Here is a 17,964-nt window from a genome sequence, read left to right as displayed (position 1 = left end):
GCTCCGGCGCGGCCAGGTTGCCGGAAGCTCGCGGCACTGTGGGACGATCATTGCCCACTCGGGGTCAGAAAAAATCGGGCCATCCTGCATCCAAACGCGGTCGCCCCCGAGTCCTAGGGGTATGGAGGCTGCGGATTGGCCGTGGCCGCCCCATTGAGAGGACCGATTCATGTTCAACAAGATGACCGCTCTGACAATTGCGACCGTGATGACCTCTGCCGCCACCGGCGCGTTTGCCGAAGCGCATGGCGGGATGATGGCCATCGGCCTGTCCGGCGACAAGATGCTGCACAAGATCGACGCCACCTCCGCCACCGTCGAGGAATCGATGGAAGTGACCGGTGTGGACCGCCTGCTCGGCATCGACCTGCGCCCGTCCAACGGCCAGTTGATCGGCGTGACGGATGCGTTCGAGATCGTCGAGATCGATCCGATGACCGGCGAAGCCACCGTGATCTCGACCATGGACACCGAACTGCCGATCGAGGACGGCGCACCGGTCGTTGTCGACTTCAACCCGATGGCGGACAAGCTGCGCTTCATGTCCGGCACCACGAACCACCGCGTCGACATCGAAAGCGGCGCCGTCACCGTCGACGGCTCCCTCGCCTTCGAAGAGCAGGACATGCATGCGGGCGAGGCCCCGGCCATCGCCGCCGCGGCCTACATCAACTCCTACGGCATGCCCGAAGCCACCGCGATGTACGACATCGACAGCACGATCGTTGCGCTGATCCAGCAGACCTCGCCCAACGACGGCACGCTGGCGGCGGTTGGCAAGCTCGGGATCGACGGCTCGGACAGCTATGCGTTCGACATTGCCACCGGAGCGGACGGAATGAACACCGCGTGGCTGGCGGCTGGCGGCCAACTGCACACCGTTTCGCTGGAAGACGGCTCTATCCAGGAGAGCTGGGATATCCAGGGTGCGGGCGACGCGACGTTGCGCGACATCACCTTCATGACCGCCGCGATGTAATCCCGACGGCCGGCGCGCATCGCGTGCGCCGGCCACTTCGCCCGACGACACACACCCATCCCGCGACAGATGCAGTTTGACAGGCCTCTTCGCGGCACATAGCCGTTCAGCGACACGGGCCGACACGGACCCGCGCAGAGGAAGCGGACGATTTCGTGACGGACCATGCAGCCTTGATCAAGTCCTGCGCGGCTGGCGACAGGCCGGCCCTCCAGCAACTGATGTCCGCCGAGGGCGGGCGCATGCTTGGCGTGGCGCGGCGGATGCTGCGGCGCGTCGATCTGGCCGAGGATGCGGTGCAGGAAAGCCTTGTCCTGATCTGGCGCCGGGCGCATCAGTTCGACGAGAGTCGCGGCAGCGCGAAGGGCTGGATCTACACCATCCTCCGCAACCGCTGTCTGACCATGCTGCGCCGCGAGGATCGCGAAGTTCCCGATGCCATGGACGAAACGCCCGAGCAGGTCGTTCTGGATGGCGCCTATGACCGCCTCGGGGACACAACCGATCTTCGCCGCTGCCTCGAGGGGCTGGACCCCGAGACGCGCCGGGCGATCCTGTCGTCCTACGTCCTGGGTCACAGCCACGGCGAGATCGCCGGCCGAATGGCGGCGCCTCTGGGGTCGGTGAAGTCTCGCGTCCGGCGCGGGCTGCTGAAGCTGAGGGAGTGTCTGTCATGACGGACCGTTCTCTTGATCTTTTGATCGACGAAGTCGTCCTCGGTCTCGCCTCGGACGACGAGGTCGAGCGTGTCGAGCGGCTGGCCTCGGGCGATCCGGACATTGCCGCGCGCCTGGAACGCGCCCGGCAAAAGTTCGCGCCGCTGGACGACACTGCCGAAGTCTTGCCTGTGCCGGACGACCTTTGGGAACGGATCGAGCAGCGGCTGGGCGCGCCCGAGGACGCCCCCGTTGCGGCGCCGTCGAACGTCATCGACATGACCGCGATGCGCGGAGCAGTCGCCCGCTGGCGCGCTACCGCTCTGGGCGGGATCGCGGCGACCCTGGCATTGGCCGTGGTGCTGGGCTGGACGCTGATGTCCGCGCAACAGCCCGCCGTGGTCGCTGTCCTGCTGGACGACCAAGGCGAGGCCATCGCCCTCGTCGAGAGCCGCGCCGACAACACGACGCAGGTCACCCTGCTCGAAAGGCCCGACGTGCCATCGGACCAGGTGATGCAGGTCTGGACGAAGCCCGACGACGACGGCCTGCCGGTGTCGCTGGGGCTGCTTTCGGCCGGCGAGTCGCGCACCTTCACGATCGAAGGGCTGCCCGCCCCGAACCCGCAGCAGCTATACGAGATCACCTTCGAGCCGGCTGGCGGCTCGCCCACCAACCTTCCCACGGGCCCGATCCTCGGCAAGGGGCTGGCGAAGGAACCCGTGACCTGAGCAGGCCGTCATGGCGGTGCTGTCGCGGGGCAAGTCCCGGCCGTGGCGGGCCCTGAAGAGCCCGTCCGTTGTCGGCTCCGCCATCACGTCCTCCACCTGGCCGGCATAGGCAGCCCTCCGCCGTGATCCGAGCGCGCCGCCCTCGCGAGGTTCGCGCCCGTTGCGAAACCACGAGAGCCAAGGCTGGTCGAACCACGCCGCGCCGGTCAACCTCAGCGAGCGCTCCGCACGGCGCCATGGCGAGGTCGAGGAAAGCGCGCGCGGCGCCATCGGCCCGGCAACGACGAGCGGCAAACCTCCAGATCGGCAAGAAGAAGCGCGGCGCGGCCGTGATATTCGCTTGGCGAGATGGCGGGTTCGGCGAAGTCGGTGGTCATCCCCGCCGCGGTGATTGGCGGCCAGCCCGGCGTGACCGGGCATCCGCCCGCGCAGCATCACCTGCGCCCATCGCGCCGGAGCGGTTCGAACCGGGGATGCTGATGCTCGGTTGCGGGGGATACTCGAGGGAAGAGCTGCGGCGATCATCGCCGCAGGACGAGGTCTGGAAATCGAAGACACCGGCGATGGACGGGTGGCGACCACCGCCGGCAGGACGCCCCGAAGGCGCCCGAAGGACGGGCCGGCCCGGAGGCATTCCCGTCACAGAATCCGTCGCCTGTGCCGCTCGGTGTAAGGGGAAGCTCAGCCTTCAGGCATTCCGTGCAACAGAGCCATGATGATCTATCGAACCGTCACCCCAGGGCGCCGCACATCAGCTTCGAAGCCTCAATCCGCCCATGGCCGCAAGGCCGCTCTCACCGAGGGGCGCTGCCTCGGCACGACATAGAGAGTGGCCGTTGCCGGAAGTGCAAGGCCCGGTGCGAGTCCGTGTGACGGCACCCAAGGTCCTAAGGGTCAGTTTTTGACGAGCAGCTTTCGCGGGACGTCCGCGAAACATTCCGGGGCACCATCGGTGATCGCGATGCTTTCCGTGATCTCGAAGCCGAAATTCTCGAGCCAAAGCCCCGTCATGAAATGGAACGTCATGCCAGGTTGCAAGACGGTCTGGTCGCCGGGGCGGAGCGAACAGGTCCGCTCGCCCCAGTCGGGCGGATAGCTGAGGCCGATCGGGTAGCCGGTGCGATTGTTCTTGGTGATCCCCCATTTGCGCAGCACGTCGAAGAACGCGTTGGCGATGTCTTCGCAGGTGTTGCCCGCTCGCGCGGCCTCCAGCCCCATCTCCATTCCTTCGAGGACGGCCTTCTCAGCGTCGAGGAATTGCTGCGTCGGCTTGCCCAGGAAGATCGTGCGCGAGAGGGGGCAATGGTAGCGGCGGAAGCATCCGGCAATTTCGAAGAAGGTGCCCTCGCCGGTCTTCATCGGCTTGTCGTCCCAGGTCAGGTGGGGCGCCGCGGCATCGGTGCCCGATGGCAGCAGCGGCACGATGGCCGGATAGTCGCCGCCGAACCCCCATTCCTCGTCATAGCGCAGTGCAGCGTCATAGATGTCGGCCACGAGGTCGCATTTCCGCATCCCCGGCTCGACCTTCTCGGCGATGCGGGCGTGCATCCGCTCGACGATGCGGGCGGCCTTGCGCATGTGGTCGAGCTCGGCCGGGGACTTGATCCCGCGCTGCCAGTTCACGAGGCCGGTAATGTCCACCAGATCGTTCGCAAGGCCATCGGCAAGGGACCGGTAACCGCGCGCCGAGAACCAGTAATTGTCCATCTCGACGCCGATCCTGCCGGTATGCCAGGCGCGTTCGGTCAGCTTCGCGGCGAGGTAATCCATCGGGTGGCGCTCGCTCGATTGCACGAAGTAGTCCGGGTAGCAGATGATGTCGGCTTCGGCCATGTAGGTGGTCCGCAGCGCGCCCTGCGCGTCCTGCTCGCGCCCGAACCACACCGGCTCGCCCGTTGGCCCGATGATCACCGCCTGGTGGACGTAGAAGGACCAGCCGTCATAGCCGGTAAGCCAGGCCATGTTCGACGGGTCCGAGGTGATCAGAACGTCGATGCCAGCTTTTTCCATTGCCGCGCGCGTGCGGGCCAGGCGGTTCTCGTATTCGGCGTCGGTGAAGCGGAAGGTGTCGATGATGGCCATGATCTAACTTTCGAAGAGGGTGCCGGCCCTTGCCTCGCGGGCGCGGCGGACTGCATGGTTCGCGATCGCCGTGTCCTGGACGCCGGTGCCCGTCAGGTCCGCGATGGTGATCTCGTCGTCCGAGCGACGGCCGGGCGACGTGCCGGCAATGATGTCGCCAAGTTCGGGGAAGTGTCGGTCCGCTTCGATTACGCCGGCCGCAATGGCGGAGCGTAATTCACCAAGCGCACGGGTCTGGGACAGCCGGTCGGGTACGTAGAGATCGGCACGGGACAGGCAGGCGGGTTCGAGTTCCGACTTGCCGTTTTGGTCCGATCCCATGGCGGTCACGTGCTGTCCCGGGCCCAGCCAGTCGGCCAGAAGGATCGGTGTGGTGGCCGGCGTGGTGGTCACGATGACGTCCGCGGCCATGATTGCGGCCTCGGCATCGGTGGATGCGCTGACGTCGATCCCCAGGCTTTCCGAAAGCTCCCGCGCTGCCGTCTCGGCCTGCGGAAGGTCGCGCGCCCAGATCGTGGCGCGACGGATCGGTCGAACGAGGCAGAGGGCAGTCAGCTGCAGACGCGCCTGCATCCCGGCACCGAGGATGGCGGCGGTCTGCGCGTCCGCGCGTGCAAGGTGGCGCGCGGCGACGGCACCGGCCGCTGCGGTCCTGATGTCGGTGAGGTAGCCGTTGTCGAGCAGCAGCGCCTCGACCTGCCCGGTTTTCGCCGAAAGCAGCATCATCAGCCCCGAGGTGGAGGGCAGGCCGATCTTCGGATTGTCGAAGAACCCCGGCGAGACCTTGATGGCGAAGCCGGGCAGGCCGGGGACATACGCCGTCTTGACATCGACCTCGCCATTGGCGGGCTCGATTGCCATCGACAGGATCGGCGGCATCACGACCGCGCCGGTCGCGAGGGTTCTGAACGCCTCCTCGATCACGTCCACGGTTTCGATGTCGAGAGTCACGAGGCCCCGCAGGTCTGGCTCCGACAGCAGGGTGATCTTTGCCATCCCGGTTACCCCGCGTCTTGCATGAGATCGACGTGTTCGCCCGAGATCAGGCGGTAATGCAGGCCCATGTCGATACTGGCGCCTGTGAGGATCGTGGCGACAGGCCCGTCGGGGCGGACATGCCCGTGCAGCAGCGCCGACAGGCCCACGACGCCGCCACCCTCGACCACCTGCCGCTCGTGACGATATGCGTGGCGGACTCCGTCGGCGATCTCTTCTTCGCTCAGCAGCACGACCTCGTCGACGAGGGCGCGCACCATCTCGAACGTGTAGCGGTTGCCCAGCCCGATCCCGCCGCCAAGCGAGTCTGCCAGCGTCGGAAGTTCCTCGACCGAGACCGGCTTGCCGGCCCCGAGACTCGCGTGCATCGCCGCACCGCGGGACATCGTGATGCCGATGACCCGGATGTCGGGCCTGCGCGCCTTCAGCGCGGCAGCCACGCCGGAAATCAGCCCGCCACCCGAAAGCTGAACCAGCGCCACCTTCAGATCCGGCACGTCCTCGAGCAGTTCGAGCCCCAGCGTGCCTTGACCCGCGATCACCCTTGCGTCGTCGAAGGGTGGGACCATGACCATGCCTTCCTCGCGCACGAGGCGGTCGACCTCTTCCTGGGCATCGTCCTGGCTGCGGCCGACGATGCGGATCTCGGCGCCTTCGCTTGCGATGGCCTCCACCTTGTTCTTTGGCACCAGCGCCGACATGCAGATCACGCAACGCACGCCGGCGCGGCGCGCAGCGAAGGCGAGCGCCCGACCATGATTGCCCGTCGAAGCGCCGGTGACGCCGCGGGCACGCTCGCCTTCGGAAAGCTGCTCCACGGCGTTCGTGGCGCCTCGCATCTTGAAGCTGCCGGTGAATTGGTGGTGTTCGAACTTCAGGAAGACCGGCTGTCCCGTCGCCTTGGTCAGATAGGCCGAAGGTTCGACGGGTGTCCGCCGGATGAGGCCGCCGATCCGATCCCGCGCGGCCTCGATCTCGTCGATACCCACGTGGCTCATGCCGCACCCGCCATGGCGCGATGAACATCCGCAAGCCGCCCGTATCCCTCGGGCATCGGCCTCCCGGCGATTCCGAGCATCTGCCAAAGGCAGGCTTGGTTCGACGTCAAAAGCGGCTTTCCCAGCCGCCTTTCGATCTCGGCGATGAGGCCGAGTGTGGGCATGGACGTGCAGGAGATGAACATCGCCTCGGCCTCGGGCGTATCGGCGGCGAGCGCGGCGGAAATGATCGTATCGGCCGAAAGCCTGGCGATGTCGCGGTCGTCGGCCATGTCCAGGCAGCAGGCCCGGACCACCTCGAGCCCCGCGGCGCTGAAATACTCCGCCACCGGCCGCGTCGTTTCGCGCAGGTACGGTGCCAGCAGCACGATGCGCTGGATACCCAATGCGGCGAAGCCCTTCAGTGCGGCACGCGCGGGCGTGATCACCGGGACACCGGGGCGGGCGCGGGCTACGGCGTCGTCGATCGCCGCATCCCCCAACGTGATCGCGGCCGACGTGCATCCAAAGCAGATCGCGGCAAGGTCCACGCCCGGCACCAGGAGGGCTGCAGTCTCGCTCAGGTCGGGCAACATGGCGCGCAGGTTGGCCGGGGTCGTCGGATTCTGGAAGGCGATCCGGGCGACGTGCAGCGCAAGTCCGTCGTGCGGCAGCACCCGCGCCGCGTCCCGCTCGAACGTCAGGTCGGTCGACAGCGCGACCAAGCCCATCCGCGTGACGGAGCCGTCGGGGTCGAGGCGGACGCCGCCGAGGGTCTCGATCGGCGACGCCATCCTCAGACCACCAGCACGGGGCAGGTCGCCAGCCCCGAGACCTTGTGCGAGACGCTGCCAAGCAGGTAATTCTCGATCGAGCCAAGCCCGCGGCTGCCGATCACGATCAGGTCGACGTCATGCTTTGTGGCGAAATCGATCATCGTGCGGGCGGGATGGCCGGATCTGACGAAACCGCGCGCGCGCGTCGCACCGTGATCGCGGGCCATCGCTTTCCCGTACTCGGCGGTCTCTTTCGCATAGCTGCTCATCGCGTCGTCGATGGTGCCGGGATCCGAAGCCCTTACCATCGAGAACGACGCTTCGAGCATGCTGTAGTGACGATAGATCGTCAGCACGGTCAGTTCCGCGTCGCATAGCGCGGCGATCTCGGCCGCCTTCTCGACGGCGCGCGCGGCGTTCTTCGACCCATCGTAGCCGACGAGGATATTGGAGAACATGCTCATCTCGGAAAGGCCAGGTCACGCAGGAACAGCGCGATTTGCGGGAAGTAGATGAGTGCGACCGCGACCCCGAGCAGGATGATGATGAAGGGCGGCGTGCCGCGGATGACCTCGAGATAGGGGCGCTTGAACACCGCGATCGCCGTGAAGATGTCGCACCCGAACGGGGGCGTGGCCGAGCCGATGGCCACCTGCAGCGTGATGATCGTGCCGACCAGCACCGGATCGAGGCCGGTGCTTTGCACCACCGGCGCGAAGATCGGCACGAGGATCAGGATCACCACGATGGGGTCCACGAACATGCAGCCGATGAAGAACGCGATCGAGATCACGAAGAGCACCGCGATCGGCCCCATCTCGGAAATACCGATCCCGGAAAGGATCGCCTGCGGGATCTGCGCGAACGAGATCACCCAGGAGAACGCGGCGCCGGCCGCGACCAGGATGAACACCACCGCCGTGATCAGGCCGGTGGATTTGGCGGTCTCGTAGACGCCCTTGATGCTCAACGAGCGGAAGACGATGACCTCGAGGATCAGCGCATAGAGCACGCAGGCCGCCGCGGCTTCGGTGGGCGAGAAGATCCCGCCATAGATGCCGCCGATGATGATGGCCGGAAAGCCGAGCGGCCAGAGCGCCCCCTGAACCGCGCGGCCGCGCTCGGCCCAGCTTGACTTGGGCTCGGTCGGCACGTCGTGGCGCCGCGCGTAGATCATGCTGTAGATCGAGAAGAGCACCAGGATCAGCAGGCCCGGCCCGATGCCCGCGATGAACAGCTCGGCGATCGAGGTGCCCGAGACCACGCCGTAGATGATCATCCCGATCGACGGCGGGATCAGGAATGCGATATCGGCGGAGTTGATGATCAGCGCCAGCACGAAGCTGTCGTTGTAGCCGGCCTTGAGCATCCGCGGCCTCAGCGGCGAGCCGACCGCGACGACGGTCGCCTGGGTCGAGCCCGAGACCGCCCCGAACATCGTGCAGGCCGCGGCAGTGGACACCGCGAGACCGCCGCGGACGTGGCCGACAAAGGCCATGACCATGTCGATCAGGCGGCCGGCGGACTGGCCGCGGGTCATGATGTCCGCCGCGAAGATGAACATCGGCACCGCGATGAGCGAGGCGGGGCGGATCCCCGCGACCATCTGCTGGACCATGGTCTCCATCTGGCCGAGGCCACCGAAAAGGGTCACGAACCCGACGGAGGCACCGACGAGAAGCGGGATCATCATCGGAAAGCCCAGAAGAAGCAGCACGATCATGACCGAGAACAGGACGGTTGCCATGGCTCAGACCTCCCGTTCTTCGTCGGTGCCGTAGCCTTCGAGCACGTTCGTCGACAGGTAGATGTCGTCCTCGACGATGTTCTTGAAGGCGGTCAGCGCGTACTGGATGCCGGTCAGCGTGAACCCGAGCGGCACCCAGACGAGGGTCCACCAGACCGGGATCTGCAGGGATGGCAGCAGCCTGCCTTGCCCGGCGGAAGTCCGGATGAAGCCGAACGAATACCACGCCAGCCCGAACATGCAGATCGCCGTGACCCCCGCGATCAGGATCATCATCACCTTGCGCCCCTTGGGAGGCAGCGCGTCGTAGATCGCCGACATGCGGATATGGCGGCCGTGGCGCGCGGCGTAGCTGATGCCGGCGAACGTGATCAATATGATCAGGATCCGGTTGAGCTCTTCCGAGAAGAAGATGCTCGATCCGAAGACGTAGCGCCCGACCACGTTCGCGACCGTGTTGGCCGCCATGAGCAGGACACCCGCCGCCAGCAGGACCGCTTCGATCCGGGCGACGGCGAGGTCGATCGTCCCCAGCAGACCCGGCAGTGCCGACACATCGTCCAGAGTGTCCGACGCGTCGGTCGTGGTGGTCTGGGTCCCGTCATGTGCGGGATCGGGTGGGCTGGTCAAATCGCGCGCTCCTGAAGAGGATCGCCGGGCAGGGGGTCGCCTGCCCGGCGCCGTTACGACGTCAGCCCGAGGTCGCTTGACGCGCGTCCTCGAGATCCTGCTTCAACTGGTCGAGGATCTCCTGACCGCTTTCGCCCGCCATGCCGATGAACGCTTCCTCGACCTGAGTGGCCGTCTCCATGAAGGGCTGACGCTCTTCTTCGGACAGGATGTTGATCTCCATCTCGGGCTTGGCCTCGCGGATCTTGTCGAGGCTCTCTTCCTGCAGGCCCTGCTGGTACTCGAGGATGTATTCGAAAGCCGCGGCAGTGGCGTCCTGGATGAGCAGCTGGTCCGCTTCCTGCAGGCCGTCGTAGAAATCCTTGTTGGCCATCACGGCAGTGGTGAAGTTGTTGTGCCCGATGCATGTGATGACGTCGGTCACCTCGTACATCTTGGTCGACTCGAGGAAGAACCCTGGGTTCTCCTGGCCCTGGATGATGCCCGTCTGCAGTGCGCCGTAGACCTCGCCCCATGGCAGGGGCGTGGGCACGGCACCGAAGGCTTCGTAGCTTTCCACGAGAAGGGGGTTGGTCATCACCCGGAACTTGACCTCGTTGAGATCCTCCGGGCTGCGGACGGGTTCCTGCGTCGTCATGCAGACCTCGCCCTCGGGGAACATGGTCAGCAGTTCCAGCCCCTGTTCGGCATAGAGCTCGGGGAACATCTCGTTGATGGCGACCGAGTTGCGGAAGAACTCGAACAGCGTCTCCTGGTCCTGCGGCAGCAGGTACGGCACGAAGAAGACCTGCGCCTCGGGGATCAATGCGCCGGTGAAGCCGGGCGACTGGTCGACGAATTGCAGGATGCCGGCCTGCGCCTGTTCCATAGTGTCGGCGCTTTCGCCCAGGGTGCCGAACGGGAAGAGCTGAACCTCGTGGTCGGAGTTGGCCTCGATCTCTTCCTTGAACTTCTGCGCGTACTTGCCCTGGACCTCTTCCAGCGCCTCCTCGAACGCGTAGCGCCAGGTGTCGGCATTGACGGCCGGGGCCGCGAGGCAAAGCGCTACTGCCGTGCCGGCGAGAATATGGTGGGTTCGCATCATTGAACTTCCTTCCTGTTCTGGACTCGGACGCCCGGTCGGGCCGGATGGCCTGACTGCGCCGGTTTCGCCGGCGGACGACGCGGGGTCGCGGGTCCGGGCGGCTCTCGTAGAGCGTTGGAAAGCGCTTCAGCGTTATGAGGATCAGTGTGTTGCGCCTCACACAGTCCGTCAATTCTTTAATTTCCTGACGATCTTGAACGCAGGATGCTGAGGTTGACGCATCGTCAATGTCTGCATGATGTGCGTCCTGCCAGAAAAGTGACCGCACCCGGGTTGGCGGGAATGCCGCGTGGTACGGGCAAGATTGACAATTCCGGGCCCCCTCGTGACCGTGTCATCCATGCGCAGGTTCGCCCTCGACGATCGGGACGTCGCCATTCTTTCGGTCCTTTCCCGCGAAGGACGCATCTCCAAGGTCGCCTTGGCGGCCCGGGTGAACCTGTCGCCCACGCCATGCTGGGAACGTCTGCGAAAGCTGGAAAGCGCCGGCCTGATCCGTGGTTACCGGGCGGAGGTGTCGCTTGCGCATCTCGGCCCCCACGTTTCGGTCTTCGTGACGGTCGAGCTTGAAAGCCACCGGGCGGAAAGCTTCCAGGCATTCGAGCGCGCAGTCTCTGGCTATGACGAGGTCGTGGGCTGTTGGGCGATCGGCGGCGGCTACGACTACCTGATGCAGGTCGTCACCCGCGATGTGACCAGCTACCAGGCGTTGATCGACGCGATGCTGGCGGCCCGGATCGGCCTGAAGCGATATTTCACCTACATCGTGACCAAGGAGGTGAAGAGCGGCGCGCCGCCCTTCGATCTCATTCACGCCGCCCCTCCGAGAGATTGACGCCGGACGGCAGCAAGTTCGGAGGATTCCTCTGCTTTCGACCCGGCGACAGAGGAACTCTCTCTGCGGGTGGCGCTAGGATGCGGCCAGATGCAACGGAGGGTCCGATGATACAGGTCGCACAGCCACAGGTCAGAACCGACCTCGCTAGCTCGCTGGAGGACGCCACGCTGTTCGTCACGCGCGGCCGCATCGGCGGTGACTGGGTCCAAGGCGAGTCGAGCTTCGCCGTCACCGATCCGGCCACCGGAAGCGAGATCGCGCAAGTGGCGCAGATGTCGGCGGAACAGGCGACCCACGCGGTCGACGTCGCTCACGCCGCCTTCGACACCTGGTCCGTTTCGCTGCCGCAGGAACGTGCGCGGGTGCTGCATGCCTGGTATCGCGGCATGCTGGAACACCGCGAGGATCTGGCCCGGATCATGACCGCCGAGCAGGGCAAGCCGCTGTCGGAATCGCGCGGCGAGATCGACTATGCCGCCTCGTTCCTGGAGTTCTATGCCGAGGAAGCGCGCCGCCCGAACATCGAGGGCGTCACCTCGCACCTGAAGGACGCCGAGGTCGAACTGTGGCGCGAGCCGGTGGGCGTCGCCGCGCTGGTGACGCCGTGGAACTTCCCTTCGGCAATGATCACGCGCAAGGCCGCGGCGGCGATCGCGGCGGGCTGCACCACGGTCGTCCACCCCTCGGCCGAGACGCCGCTATCGGCGCTCGCGCTGGCCGAACTCGCGCGGCGTGCGGGACTGCCGGAAGGTGTCTTCAACGTCGTGACCGGCGCCGCGCCCGAGATCGTGGGCGCCTGGACCTCCGACGCGCGCGTCCGGGCGCTGTCGTTCACTGGCTCGACCGAGATCGGGCGGCTGCTCTATCGTCAATCCGCCGACACGGTGAAGCGCCTGGTGCTGGAGCTTGGCGGCCACGCGCCCTTCCTGGTTTTCGCCGATGCCGACATGGACCGCGCGGTGGACGAGGCCGTGAAGGCAAAGTTCGCGACCACGGGGCAGGATTGCCTTGGGGCCAACCGATTTCTCGTCGAACGCTCGGTCTACGACACCTTTTGCGAGCGTTTTGCAAAGGCCGCACGGGCGCTTACGCTTGGACCGGGCTGCGACGACCGCGACCTCGGGCCGCTGATGAACGAAAAGGCGGTGGCCAAGCAGGAAGAGCACGTCGCCGACGCGCTCGATCGCGGCGCGAAGCTTCTCTGCGGGGGCGAGCGGGACGGGCAGGGGCCGCTGTTCTACCCGCCGACGGTGTTGGTGGACGTGCCGGCGGAAGCGAAGGTCATGCACGAAGAAACCTTCGGGCCGGTCGCCGCCATCGCACCCTTCGATACGGAAGCCGAGGCGTTGAAGCGCGCCAACGCGACCGAGTACGGCCTGATCGCCTACCTGCATACCCAGGACCCGCGCCGCATCTATCGCGCCAGCCGAGCGCTGCAATTCGGCATGGTGGCGGTCAATCGTACCAAGGTCACCGGCGCCCCGATCCCCTTCGGCGGCATGAAGCAATCCGGCCTGTCCCGCGAGGGGGCCCGCCAGGGGCTCGAGGCCTTCACCGACATCAAATACGTCTGCCGCGACTGGGCATAGGAGACACCGACATGAACAAGATGCAGACGAACGACCAGCTCGCCAAGTGGGATCGCGAGAGCTTCTTCCACCCCTCGACCCACCTTGCGCAATTCGCGCGCGGCGAGGCACCGCAGCGGATCGTGACCGGAGGCAAGGGCGTCTTCATCGAGGACCGCGACGGCAACCGGCTGCTCGACGCCTTCGCGGGGCTCTATTGCGTCAATGTCGGCTACGGGCGGACCGAGATCGCCGACGCGATCGCGAAACAGGCGCATGAGTTGGCCTATTACCACGCCTATGTTGGCCACGGCACCGAGGCTGCGATCACGCTTGCGCACATGGTGCTGGAGCGCGCACCCGCGAACATGTCCAAAGTCTATTTCGGTCTGTCCGGATCGGACGCGAACGAGACGAACATCAAGCTTGTCTGGTACTACAACAACATCCTCGGTCGGCCCGAGAAGAAGAAGATCATCTCGCGCTGGCGCGGCTACCACGGCTCTGGCCTGATGACCGGATCGCTGACCGGACTGGGGCTGTTTCACAAGAAATTCGATCTTCCCCTCGCGCAGGTGATCCATACCGAAGCGCCGTATTACTTCCGTCGCCCCGATGCCGAGATGACCGAGGCGCAGTTCACAGCCCATTGCGTGTCCGAGCTTGAAGCCCTGATCGATCGCGAGGGCGCCGACACCATTGCCGCCTTCATCGGCGAGCCGGTCCTGGGCACCGGCGGCCTCGTGCCCCCGCCCGAAGGGTACTGGGCGGCGATCCAGGAGGTGCTTCGACGCCACGACATCCTGCTGATCGCGGACGAGGTCGTCACGGGCTTCGGCCGGCTCGGCTCGATGACCGGCTCGGCCCATTACGGCATCGAGCCCGACCTGATGACCATCGCCAAGGGGCTGACCTCTGCCTACGCGCCGCTATCGGGCTCGATCGTGGGCGAGCGGATGTGGAAGGTGCTCGAGCGCGGGACCGATGAAAACGGCGCGTTCGGCCACGGCTGGACCTATTCGGCGCATCCGATCGGTGCGGCGGCCGGCGTCGCCAACCTGCTGCTCGTCGACAGCCTCGGGCTGGTGAACAACGCGGGTGAGGTCGGCGCGTATCTCAACGCGCAGATGACCGACGCGCTGGGCGAGCACCCCCGCGTCGGCGACGTGCGCGGAGAGGGGATGATGTGCGCCGTCGAGCTGGTCGAGGACCGTCAGACGCGGCGACACTACGAGCAACCCGGCAAGACGGCCGGTGCGATCGTGGCGAAGATGGTCGAGAAGGGCGTGATTGCCCGCGCGATGCCGCAGGGCGACATCCTGGGGTTCGCGCCGCCTCTGTGCCTAAGCCATGAGGAAGCCGACCGTATCGTCGAGGTCACGGCCGCCTCGGTCCGCGAGGTGCTGGGCTACTGATCCAAACTCCGGGGCGTCCCAGCTTGGTGGGCGCCCTCCCCGAAGCTGAGAGGGGTTGCCTGAAGGGGTCGGTTTCCGGGCGAGGGTCAGGCGTGGTGTCGTGGAATGGACACGGACCACTCGAGTTCGCGTTCGAGCGTGTCGCCCTCCCACGCCCGCAGGGTCGCGGCGACATGGAAGGAGTCCGTGTCGCAGGTCAGGCGCGTGTGCGTTTCGGTGCGCACCGACCATCCGTCGCGGGACATCTCGTGGATCCACGTCGCCTCGCCCTCGGCCGATAGCGGATACGGTGGAAGCACCGAGTAACGCTCCGACCCCTCGGCCGAGTGGAAGAACTGCTGCGGCTCGATGGTCGATGCGCCCTCGTGGTCGCGGATTTCGAAGGTCATGCGGCCGGTGTCCATGTCTTCGGACACGCGCCACTCCGAACGCGGCGCGATGTGGACCATGAGGTCGAGGGGGACCCCCGCGCGGGGGGGTGGAAAGTCGGGCATCCGCGGGCCGGACACCGCGCGTAGCGGCAGGACCAGGTCGGACTTCTCCGTCAGGACCGTGAGAGTCACGGGCTCTGGGGTGGGCCAGGCGATCGGGAAATAGCTGGTGGACAGGGACAGCCGCAGGCGGTGACCGGCGGGCACGGTTTGCGCGACCGGCTTGAACGCCAGTTCGACGGCCATGTCCTCACCCGGGACCGTCGCCGAGGGCGCCTCGTGTCCGTCGCGGTGGCAGAGGTTCAGCAGGCCATAGGCGATGCGGGTCGCCGTGCCGTCGGGAGCGACATCGACGAGGCGCGCGATGACCTGCGCCACCGGCCGGTCGACCCGGCACGCCAGGTGCAAGCGGGCGTCCCCGACGAGGTAAAGTTCGCTTTTCAGCGGGGCAGTCTGAAACACGAGGCTGCCGGCATCGTCACGCCTCTGGTCGCTCGGCTGATCGCCGGGATGCGCATAGGAACACCATTTCCCGCCATGCGCGCCGACCCAGAGCGGCGAAGCGATGGAAAACACACTGCCTGCGCCTTCCCCGTCCCGGCGCAAGGTGCCATCCACGCCAAGGCCGAACCGCGTCGGAGTCACGTTCGGCGACGGCCAGGCAGGTTCGGCGATCCAGTGTCCCGCGCGTTCGGTGTAGTGGCTGCGCGGCTCGGTGTGGTCCTGCAGGAACAGACGCAGGGGCGGTTCGTCCATGATACCGGTGTCCTGGCCCTTCAGCCAGTGATCCCACCACCGCGTCTCTTCCGACAGCCAGTCGATCGCGGGACCGGGCGCGCCGAGATGCGGATAGCGATGGGCCCAGGGGCCGATGATCCCCTTGGCCGGCCCGCGCAGGTTCTCGAGCAACCGCAGGACCGAGCGGCAATAGCCATCCGCCCAGCCCGAGACGGCATAGACCGGGATCTCGATATCATCCCAGTTCTCGCAGACCGAGCCATGCTTCCAGAACGCGTCGCGCGTCTGGTGCTTCAGCCAGGTTTCCAGCCAGAGGCCGGACTCGTCGAGCCGCCGGTGCCACATCTCGCGCCACCGTTCGCCCACATGGGCGGGATCGGGCGGCAGCGTATTGATGCCGAACATCACAGACGCCCAGGACAGCTGCTCGACCAGCGGCACGCCGCCCATGTAGTGAATGTCGTCGGCATAGCGGTCGTCGGCCGAGCAGATCGTCACGACGGCTTTCAATGCGGGGGGACGCAGGGCCGCAAGTTGCAGGCCGTTGAACCCGCCCCACGAGATGCCGACGATGCCGACGCCGCCGTCGCACCAGGCCTGATCGGCGATCCAGGCGATGACGTCGCAGCCATCGGCCAGCTCGATCTCGGTATACTCGTCCTTCATCACGCCTTCGGACTCGCCCGTCCCGCGTAGATCGACCCGCACATAGGCGTAATCCCGCGAGGCCAGCCAGGGCGCGCGGGCGGCGTCGCGCTCCAGCGTCTTGTCGTTCTTGCGGTACGGGATGTATTCGAGGATCGCGGGGACCGGCGCACTATCGGCACCCTCGGGCATCCAGATCCGCGCGGCGAGGCGCGTTCCGTCCGGCATCGGGATCTCGATATGGTCCAGTTCCCGAACCGGACGCGGCAGGTCGGTATCGATCTTCATGGGCGTCTCTCTCGGGTTCGGAAACAGGCAGACCCTTGGCCGGCCGCGCGTGCAGTCACCCGCAACGTCAGTCCACGATGTCGGTGAATTCGTAGTTCAGGCGCTTCATCACCTGCTCGTAGTTCCACAGAAGCTTCGAGCTGGTGCTAGCCCCCATCCAGAGCGATGCCACTGCGAAGCTGTAGGCGTCCTGCTCGGGCAGTTCCGACAGCTGCATCCCCTTGTGGACGTTCGACACGATGCGGGTGCCGTCCACCTGTTCGGCCGCCACTTCGATCTCGGCACGCGAGGGCGCGCGGGCGACCGTCGCGTCGCGGAAGAAGACCCGGTAGAAGAACTCGGCCGCGACCTTCTGCGATCCCTCGCGATGGGGCATGTCGGGTTTGCGACCGAGGCCCAGATCGACCGTCACCTGCTGGTGACTGACGCCATCGACCATCTCGAACAGGTCGCAATGGGACTGGGCGATGCGGGTGTTGATCTCCAGCAGCCAGATCCTGTTTTCGACCTCGTCCCAGAAATACTCGATGTTGAAGCCGGCATTGTCGTAGCCGATATGGGTCATCACCTTGCGCGAGATGTCCCACATCTGTTCCTGCACGCGGTTGGGCAGGTTCGAGGGGTAGAGGTAGTAGAAGAAGCTGAGCACCTGCGGATAGCGGATGGAATCCACCGTCCCGTAAAGCGTGACCTCGCCATCGTGGACATAGCCCTCGACGGTGCACTGCCGGCCGCCGATCACCCGCTCGGCCATGCAGTAATGGCCTTCGACGCTTCGGATGTGCTCGGGCAGGTCGGCCTGCGAAAGGACGTGGTCGAAGGGCTCGCCGATGGACCGGATCTCGGCGCGCAGCTTTTCGGTCGCGTAGGCGAAGTCCTCGGGGCTGTCGATCCGGAAGCCCAGCCGTGAACCCGACGACTTGATCGGCTTGACGAAGAACGGAAAGCGCAGGCCCGCCTCGCCGATCTTAGACAGGGCGTCGTCGTCGAACGGGTCGAACGCGGTGAAGTTCGGCGTGTGGTCCGGGACGATCTCGGCCATCACGCTGCGCGACCAGTACTTGTGCTCGCACTTCAGCAGGCTTTCGAGAGAGGCGTTCCGCGTGCCGTATTTCGCACAAAGAAGGGGCAGCATGGTCGAGACCGGGAAGTCGATGTACCCGACGATTGCATCGATCGAGCCGTCGAAGGCGTCCAGCGTCGCTTCCGCCTCGGCCAGCATGGCGGGGATATCGAACTCCTGCGTCTCGTAGACTTGGGCGGGCGTCAGCAACGGATGGAAGGCGACATCCTCGACCCCCCGCAGGCGGGTGAGCCGTTCGGCGTTGTGGTCGTTCAGGCCGACCACGAAAACGTTTTTCGTCATGTCCGTTCCTCTGCTTC

General features: G+C 66.0%; 16 protein-coding genes. 6 read left to right on the top strand and 10 right to left on the bottom strand.

Annotated elements, in window-relative coordinates; all coding sequences use genetic code 11:
• Nucleotides 1-169: 169 nt before the first annotated feature.
• The 3 genes from PAM7066_RS03600 to PAM7066_RS03590 all read left to right on the top strand — a co-directional run bounded on the left by PAM7066_RS03600 (nucleotide 170) and on the right by PAM7066_RS03590 (nucleotide 2,366).
• The gene (locus PAM7066_RS03600; RefSeq protein ID WP_085852737.1) at nucleotides 170-979 is read left to right on the top strand and encodes a DUF4394 domain-containing protein; all 810 of its coding nucleotides are present in this window, start codon (nucleotides 170-172) and stop codon (nucleotides 977-979) included.
• Between the two features lie 155 nt (nucleotides 980-1,134).
• Nucleotides 1,135-1,656 carry a sigma-70 family RNA polymerase sigma factor gene (locus tag PAM7066_RS03595; RefSeq protein ID WP_085852736.1) on the top strand — a complete coding sequence of 174 codons (522 nt, stop codon included), beginning with the start codon at nucleotides 1,135-1,137 and terminating at the stop codon, nucleotides 1,654-1,656.
• On the top strand, nucleotides 1,653-2,366 hold the full coding sequence (locus PAM7066_RS03590; protein ID WP_085852735.1) for an anti-sigma factor: 714 nt from the start codon (nucleotides 1,653-1,655) through the stop codon (nucleotides 2,364-2,366). The genes PAM7066_RS03595 and PAM7066_RS03590 overlap by 4 nt, the downstream gene beginning before the upstream one ends.
• Before the next feature lie 894 nt (nucleotides 2,367-3,260).
• Here PAM7066_RS03590 and doeA read toward each other — a convergent pair.
• The 8 genes from doeA to PAM7066_RS03550 form a co-directional block, all read right to left on the bottom strand.
• Nucleotides 3,261-4,448, bottom strand: coding sequence for an ectoine hydrolase DoeA (doeA, locus tag PAM7066_RS03585; protein ID WP_085852734.1), 1,188 nt, complete (start codon nucleotides 4,446-4,448; stop codon nucleotides 3,261-3,263).
• Between the two features lie 3 nt (nucleotides 4,449-4,451).
• Nucleotides 4,452-5,444 (bottom strand): ectoine utilization protein EutC, encoded by a 993-nt coding sequence (gene eutC / locus PAM7066_RS03580; RefSeq protein WP_085852733.1) that lies wholly within the window; start codon nucleotides 5,442-5,444, stop codon nucleotides 4,452-4,454.
• A gap of 5 nt (nucleotides 5,445-5,449) precedes the next feature.
• Nucleotides 5,450-6,442 (bottom strand): hydroxyectoine utilization dehydratase EutB, encoded by a 993-nt coding sequence (eutB, locus tag PAM7066_RS03575; protein ID WP_085852732.1) that lies wholly within the window; start codon nucleotides 6,440-6,442, stop codon nucleotides 5,450-5,452.
• Nucleotides 6,439-7,215, bottom strand: coding sequence for an aspartate racemase/maleate isomerase family protein (locus tag PAM7066_RS03570; RefSeq protein ID WP_085852731.1), 777 nt, complete (start codon nucleotides 7,213-7,215; stop codon nucleotides 6,439-6,441). The genes eutB and PAM7066_RS03570 overlap by 4 nt, the downstream gene beginning before the upstream one ends.
• A 2-nt stretch (nucleotides 7,216-7,217) precedes the next feature.
• Nucleotides 7,218-7,661, bottom strand: coding sequence for a universal stress protein (locus tag PAM7066_RS03565; RefSeq protein WP_306456053.1), 444 nt, complete (start codon nucleotides 7,659-7,661; stop codon nucleotides 7,218-7,220).
• The gene (locus PAM7066_RS03560) at nucleotides 7,658-8,944 is read right to left on the bottom strand and encodes a TRAP transporter large permease (RefSeq protein ID WP_085852729.1); all 1,287 of its coding nucleotides are present in this window, start codon (nucleotides 8,942-8,944) and stop codon (nucleotides 7,658-7,660) included. The genes PAM7066_RS03565 and PAM7066_RS03560 overlap by 4 nt, the downstream gene beginning before the upstream one ends.
• A gap of 3 nt (nucleotides 8,945-8,947) precedes the next feature.
• Nucleotides 8,948-9,508 carry a TRAP transporter small permease gene (locus PAM7066_RS03555; RefSeq protein WP_245749577.1) on the bottom strand — a complete coding sequence of 187 codons (561 nt, stop codon included), beginning with the start codon at nucleotides 9,506-9,508 and terminating at the stop codon, nucleotides 8,948-8,950.
• A gap of 127 nt (nucleotides 9,509-9,635) precedes the next feature.
• Nucleotides 9,636-10,655, bottom strand: a complete 1,020-nt coding sequence (locus PAM7066_RS03550; protein ID WP_245749572.1) for a TRAP transporter substrate-binding protein — start codon at nucleotides 10,653-10,655, stop codon at nucleotides 9,636-9,638.
• A gap of 343 nt (nucleotides 10,656-10,998) precedes the next feature.
• On the opposite strand from PAM7066_RS03550, the gene PAM7066_RS03545 reads away from it, so the two are divergent.
• From PAM7066_RS03545 to PAM7066_RS03535, 3 genes are all read left to right on the top strand, one after another.
• Nucleotides 10,999-11,493, top strand: coding sequence for an Lrp/AsnC family transcriptional regulator (locus PAM7066_RS03545; RefSeq protein ID WP_085852726.1), 495 nt, complete (start codon nucleotides 10,999-11,001; stop codon nucleotides 11,491-11,493).
• A 107-nt stretch (nucleotides 11,494-11,600) separates the two neighbouring features.
• Complete coding sequence (locus PAM7066_RS03540; RefSeq protein WP_085852725.1) at nucleotides 11,601-13,085, top strand: NAD-dependent succinate-semialdehyde dehydrogenase; 1,485 nt, start codon at nucleotides 11,601-11,603, stop codon at nucleotides 13,083-13,085.
• Between the two features lie 20 nt (nucleotides 13,086-13,105).
• Nucleotides 13,106-14,479 carry an aspartate aminotransferase family protein gene (locus PAM7066_RS03535; RefSeq protein ID WP_085852798.1) on the top strand — a complete coding sequence of 458 codons (1,374 nt, stop codon included), beginning with the start codon at nucleotides 13,106-13,108 and terminating at the stop codon, nucleotides 14,477-14,479.
• Nucleotides 14,480-14,565: 86 nt separating this feature from the next.
• On the opposite strand, the gene PAM7066_RS03530 is transcribed toward PAM7066_RS03535, so the two are convergent.
• On the bottom strand, nucleotides 14,566-16,581 hold the full coding sequence (locus PAM7066_RS03530) for a CocE/NonD family hydrolase (protein WP_085852724.1): 2,016 nt from the start codon (nucleotides 16,579-16,581) through the stop codon (nucleotides 14,566-14,568).
• A 67-nt stretch (nucleotides 16,582-16,648) separates the two neighbouring features.
• On the bottom strand, nucleotides 16,649-17,947 hold the full coding sequence (locus tag PAM7066_RS03525; protein WP_085852723.1) for an ATP-grasp domain-containing protein: 1,299 nt from the start codon (nucleotides 17,945-17,947) through the stop codon (nucleotides 16,649-16,651).
• Nucleotides 17,948-17,964 lie beyond the last annotated feature (17 nt).

This window comes from Palleronia marisminoris, assembly GCF_900172315.1.
Taxonomy (GTDB): domain Bacteria; phylum Pseudomonadota; class Alphaproteobacteria; order Rhodobacterales; family Rhodobacteraceae; genus Palleronia; species Palleronia marisminoris.
Note: the sequence above shows the minus strand (reverse complement) of the source record. Positions and strands in the feature narration are given on the sequence as shown.

Excerpts from the sequence above, each read along its gene's own strand:
- PAM7066_RS03560 (WP_085852729.1), bottom strand. The coding sequence starts at position 8,944 with ATGGCAACCGTCCTGTTCTCGGTCATGATCGTGCTGCTTCTTCTGGGC.
- PAM7066_RS03590 (WP_085852735.1), top strand. The coding sequence starts at position 1,653 with ATGACGGACCGTTCTCTTGATCTTTTGATCGACGAAGTCGTCCTCGGT.
- PAM7066_RS03530 (WP_085852724.1), bottom strand. The coding sequence starts at position 16,581 with ATGAAGATCGATACCGACCTGCCGCGTCCGGTTCGGGAACTGGACCAT.
- PAM7066_RS03540 (WP_085852725.1), top strand. The coding sequence starts at position 11,601 with ATGATACAGGTCGCACAGCCACAGGTCAGAACCGACCTCGCTAGCTCG.
- eutC (WP_085852733.1), bottom strand. The coding sequence starts at position 5,444 with ATGGCAAAGATCACCCTGCTGTCGGAGCCAGACCTGCGGGGCCTCGTG.
- PAM7066_RS03545 (WP_085852726.1), top strand. The coding sequence starts at position 10,999 with ATGCGCAGGTTCGCCCTCGACGATCGGGACGTCGCCATTCTTTCGGTC.
- eutB (WP_085852732.1), bottom strand. The coding sequence starts at position 6,442 with ATGAGCCACGTGGGTATCGACGAGATCGAGGCCGCGCGGGATCGGATC.
- doeA (WP_085852734.1), bottom strand. The coding sequence starts at position 4,448 with ATGGCCATCATCGACACCTTCCGCTTCACCGACGCCGAATACGAGAAC.
- PAM7066_RS03565 (WP_306456053.1), bottom strand. The coding sequence starts at position 7,661 with ATGAGCATGTTCTCCAATATCCTCGTCGGCTACGATGGGTCGAAGAAC.
- PAM7066_RS03525 (WP_085852723.1), bottom strand. The coding sequence starts at position 17,947 with ATGACGAAAAACGTTTTCGTGGTCGGCCTGAACGACCACAACGCCGAA.
- PAM7066_RS03570 (WP_085852731.1), bottom strand. The coding sequence starts at position 7,215 with ATGGCGTCGCCGATCGAGACCCTCGGCGGCGTCCGCCTCGACCCCGAC.
- PAM7066_RS03550 (WP_245749572.1), bottom strand. The coding sequence starts at position 10,655 with ATGCGAACCCACCATATTCTCGCCGGCACGGCAGTAGCGCTTTGCCTC.
- PAM7066_RS03535 (WP_085852798.1), top strand. The coding sequence starts at position 13,106 with ATGCAGACGAACGACCAGCTCGCCAAGTGGGATCGCGAGAGCTTCTTC.
- PAM7066_RS03600 (WP_085852737.1), top strand. The coding sequence starts at position 170 with ATGTTCAACAAGATGACCGCTCTGACAATTGCGACCGTGATGACCTCT.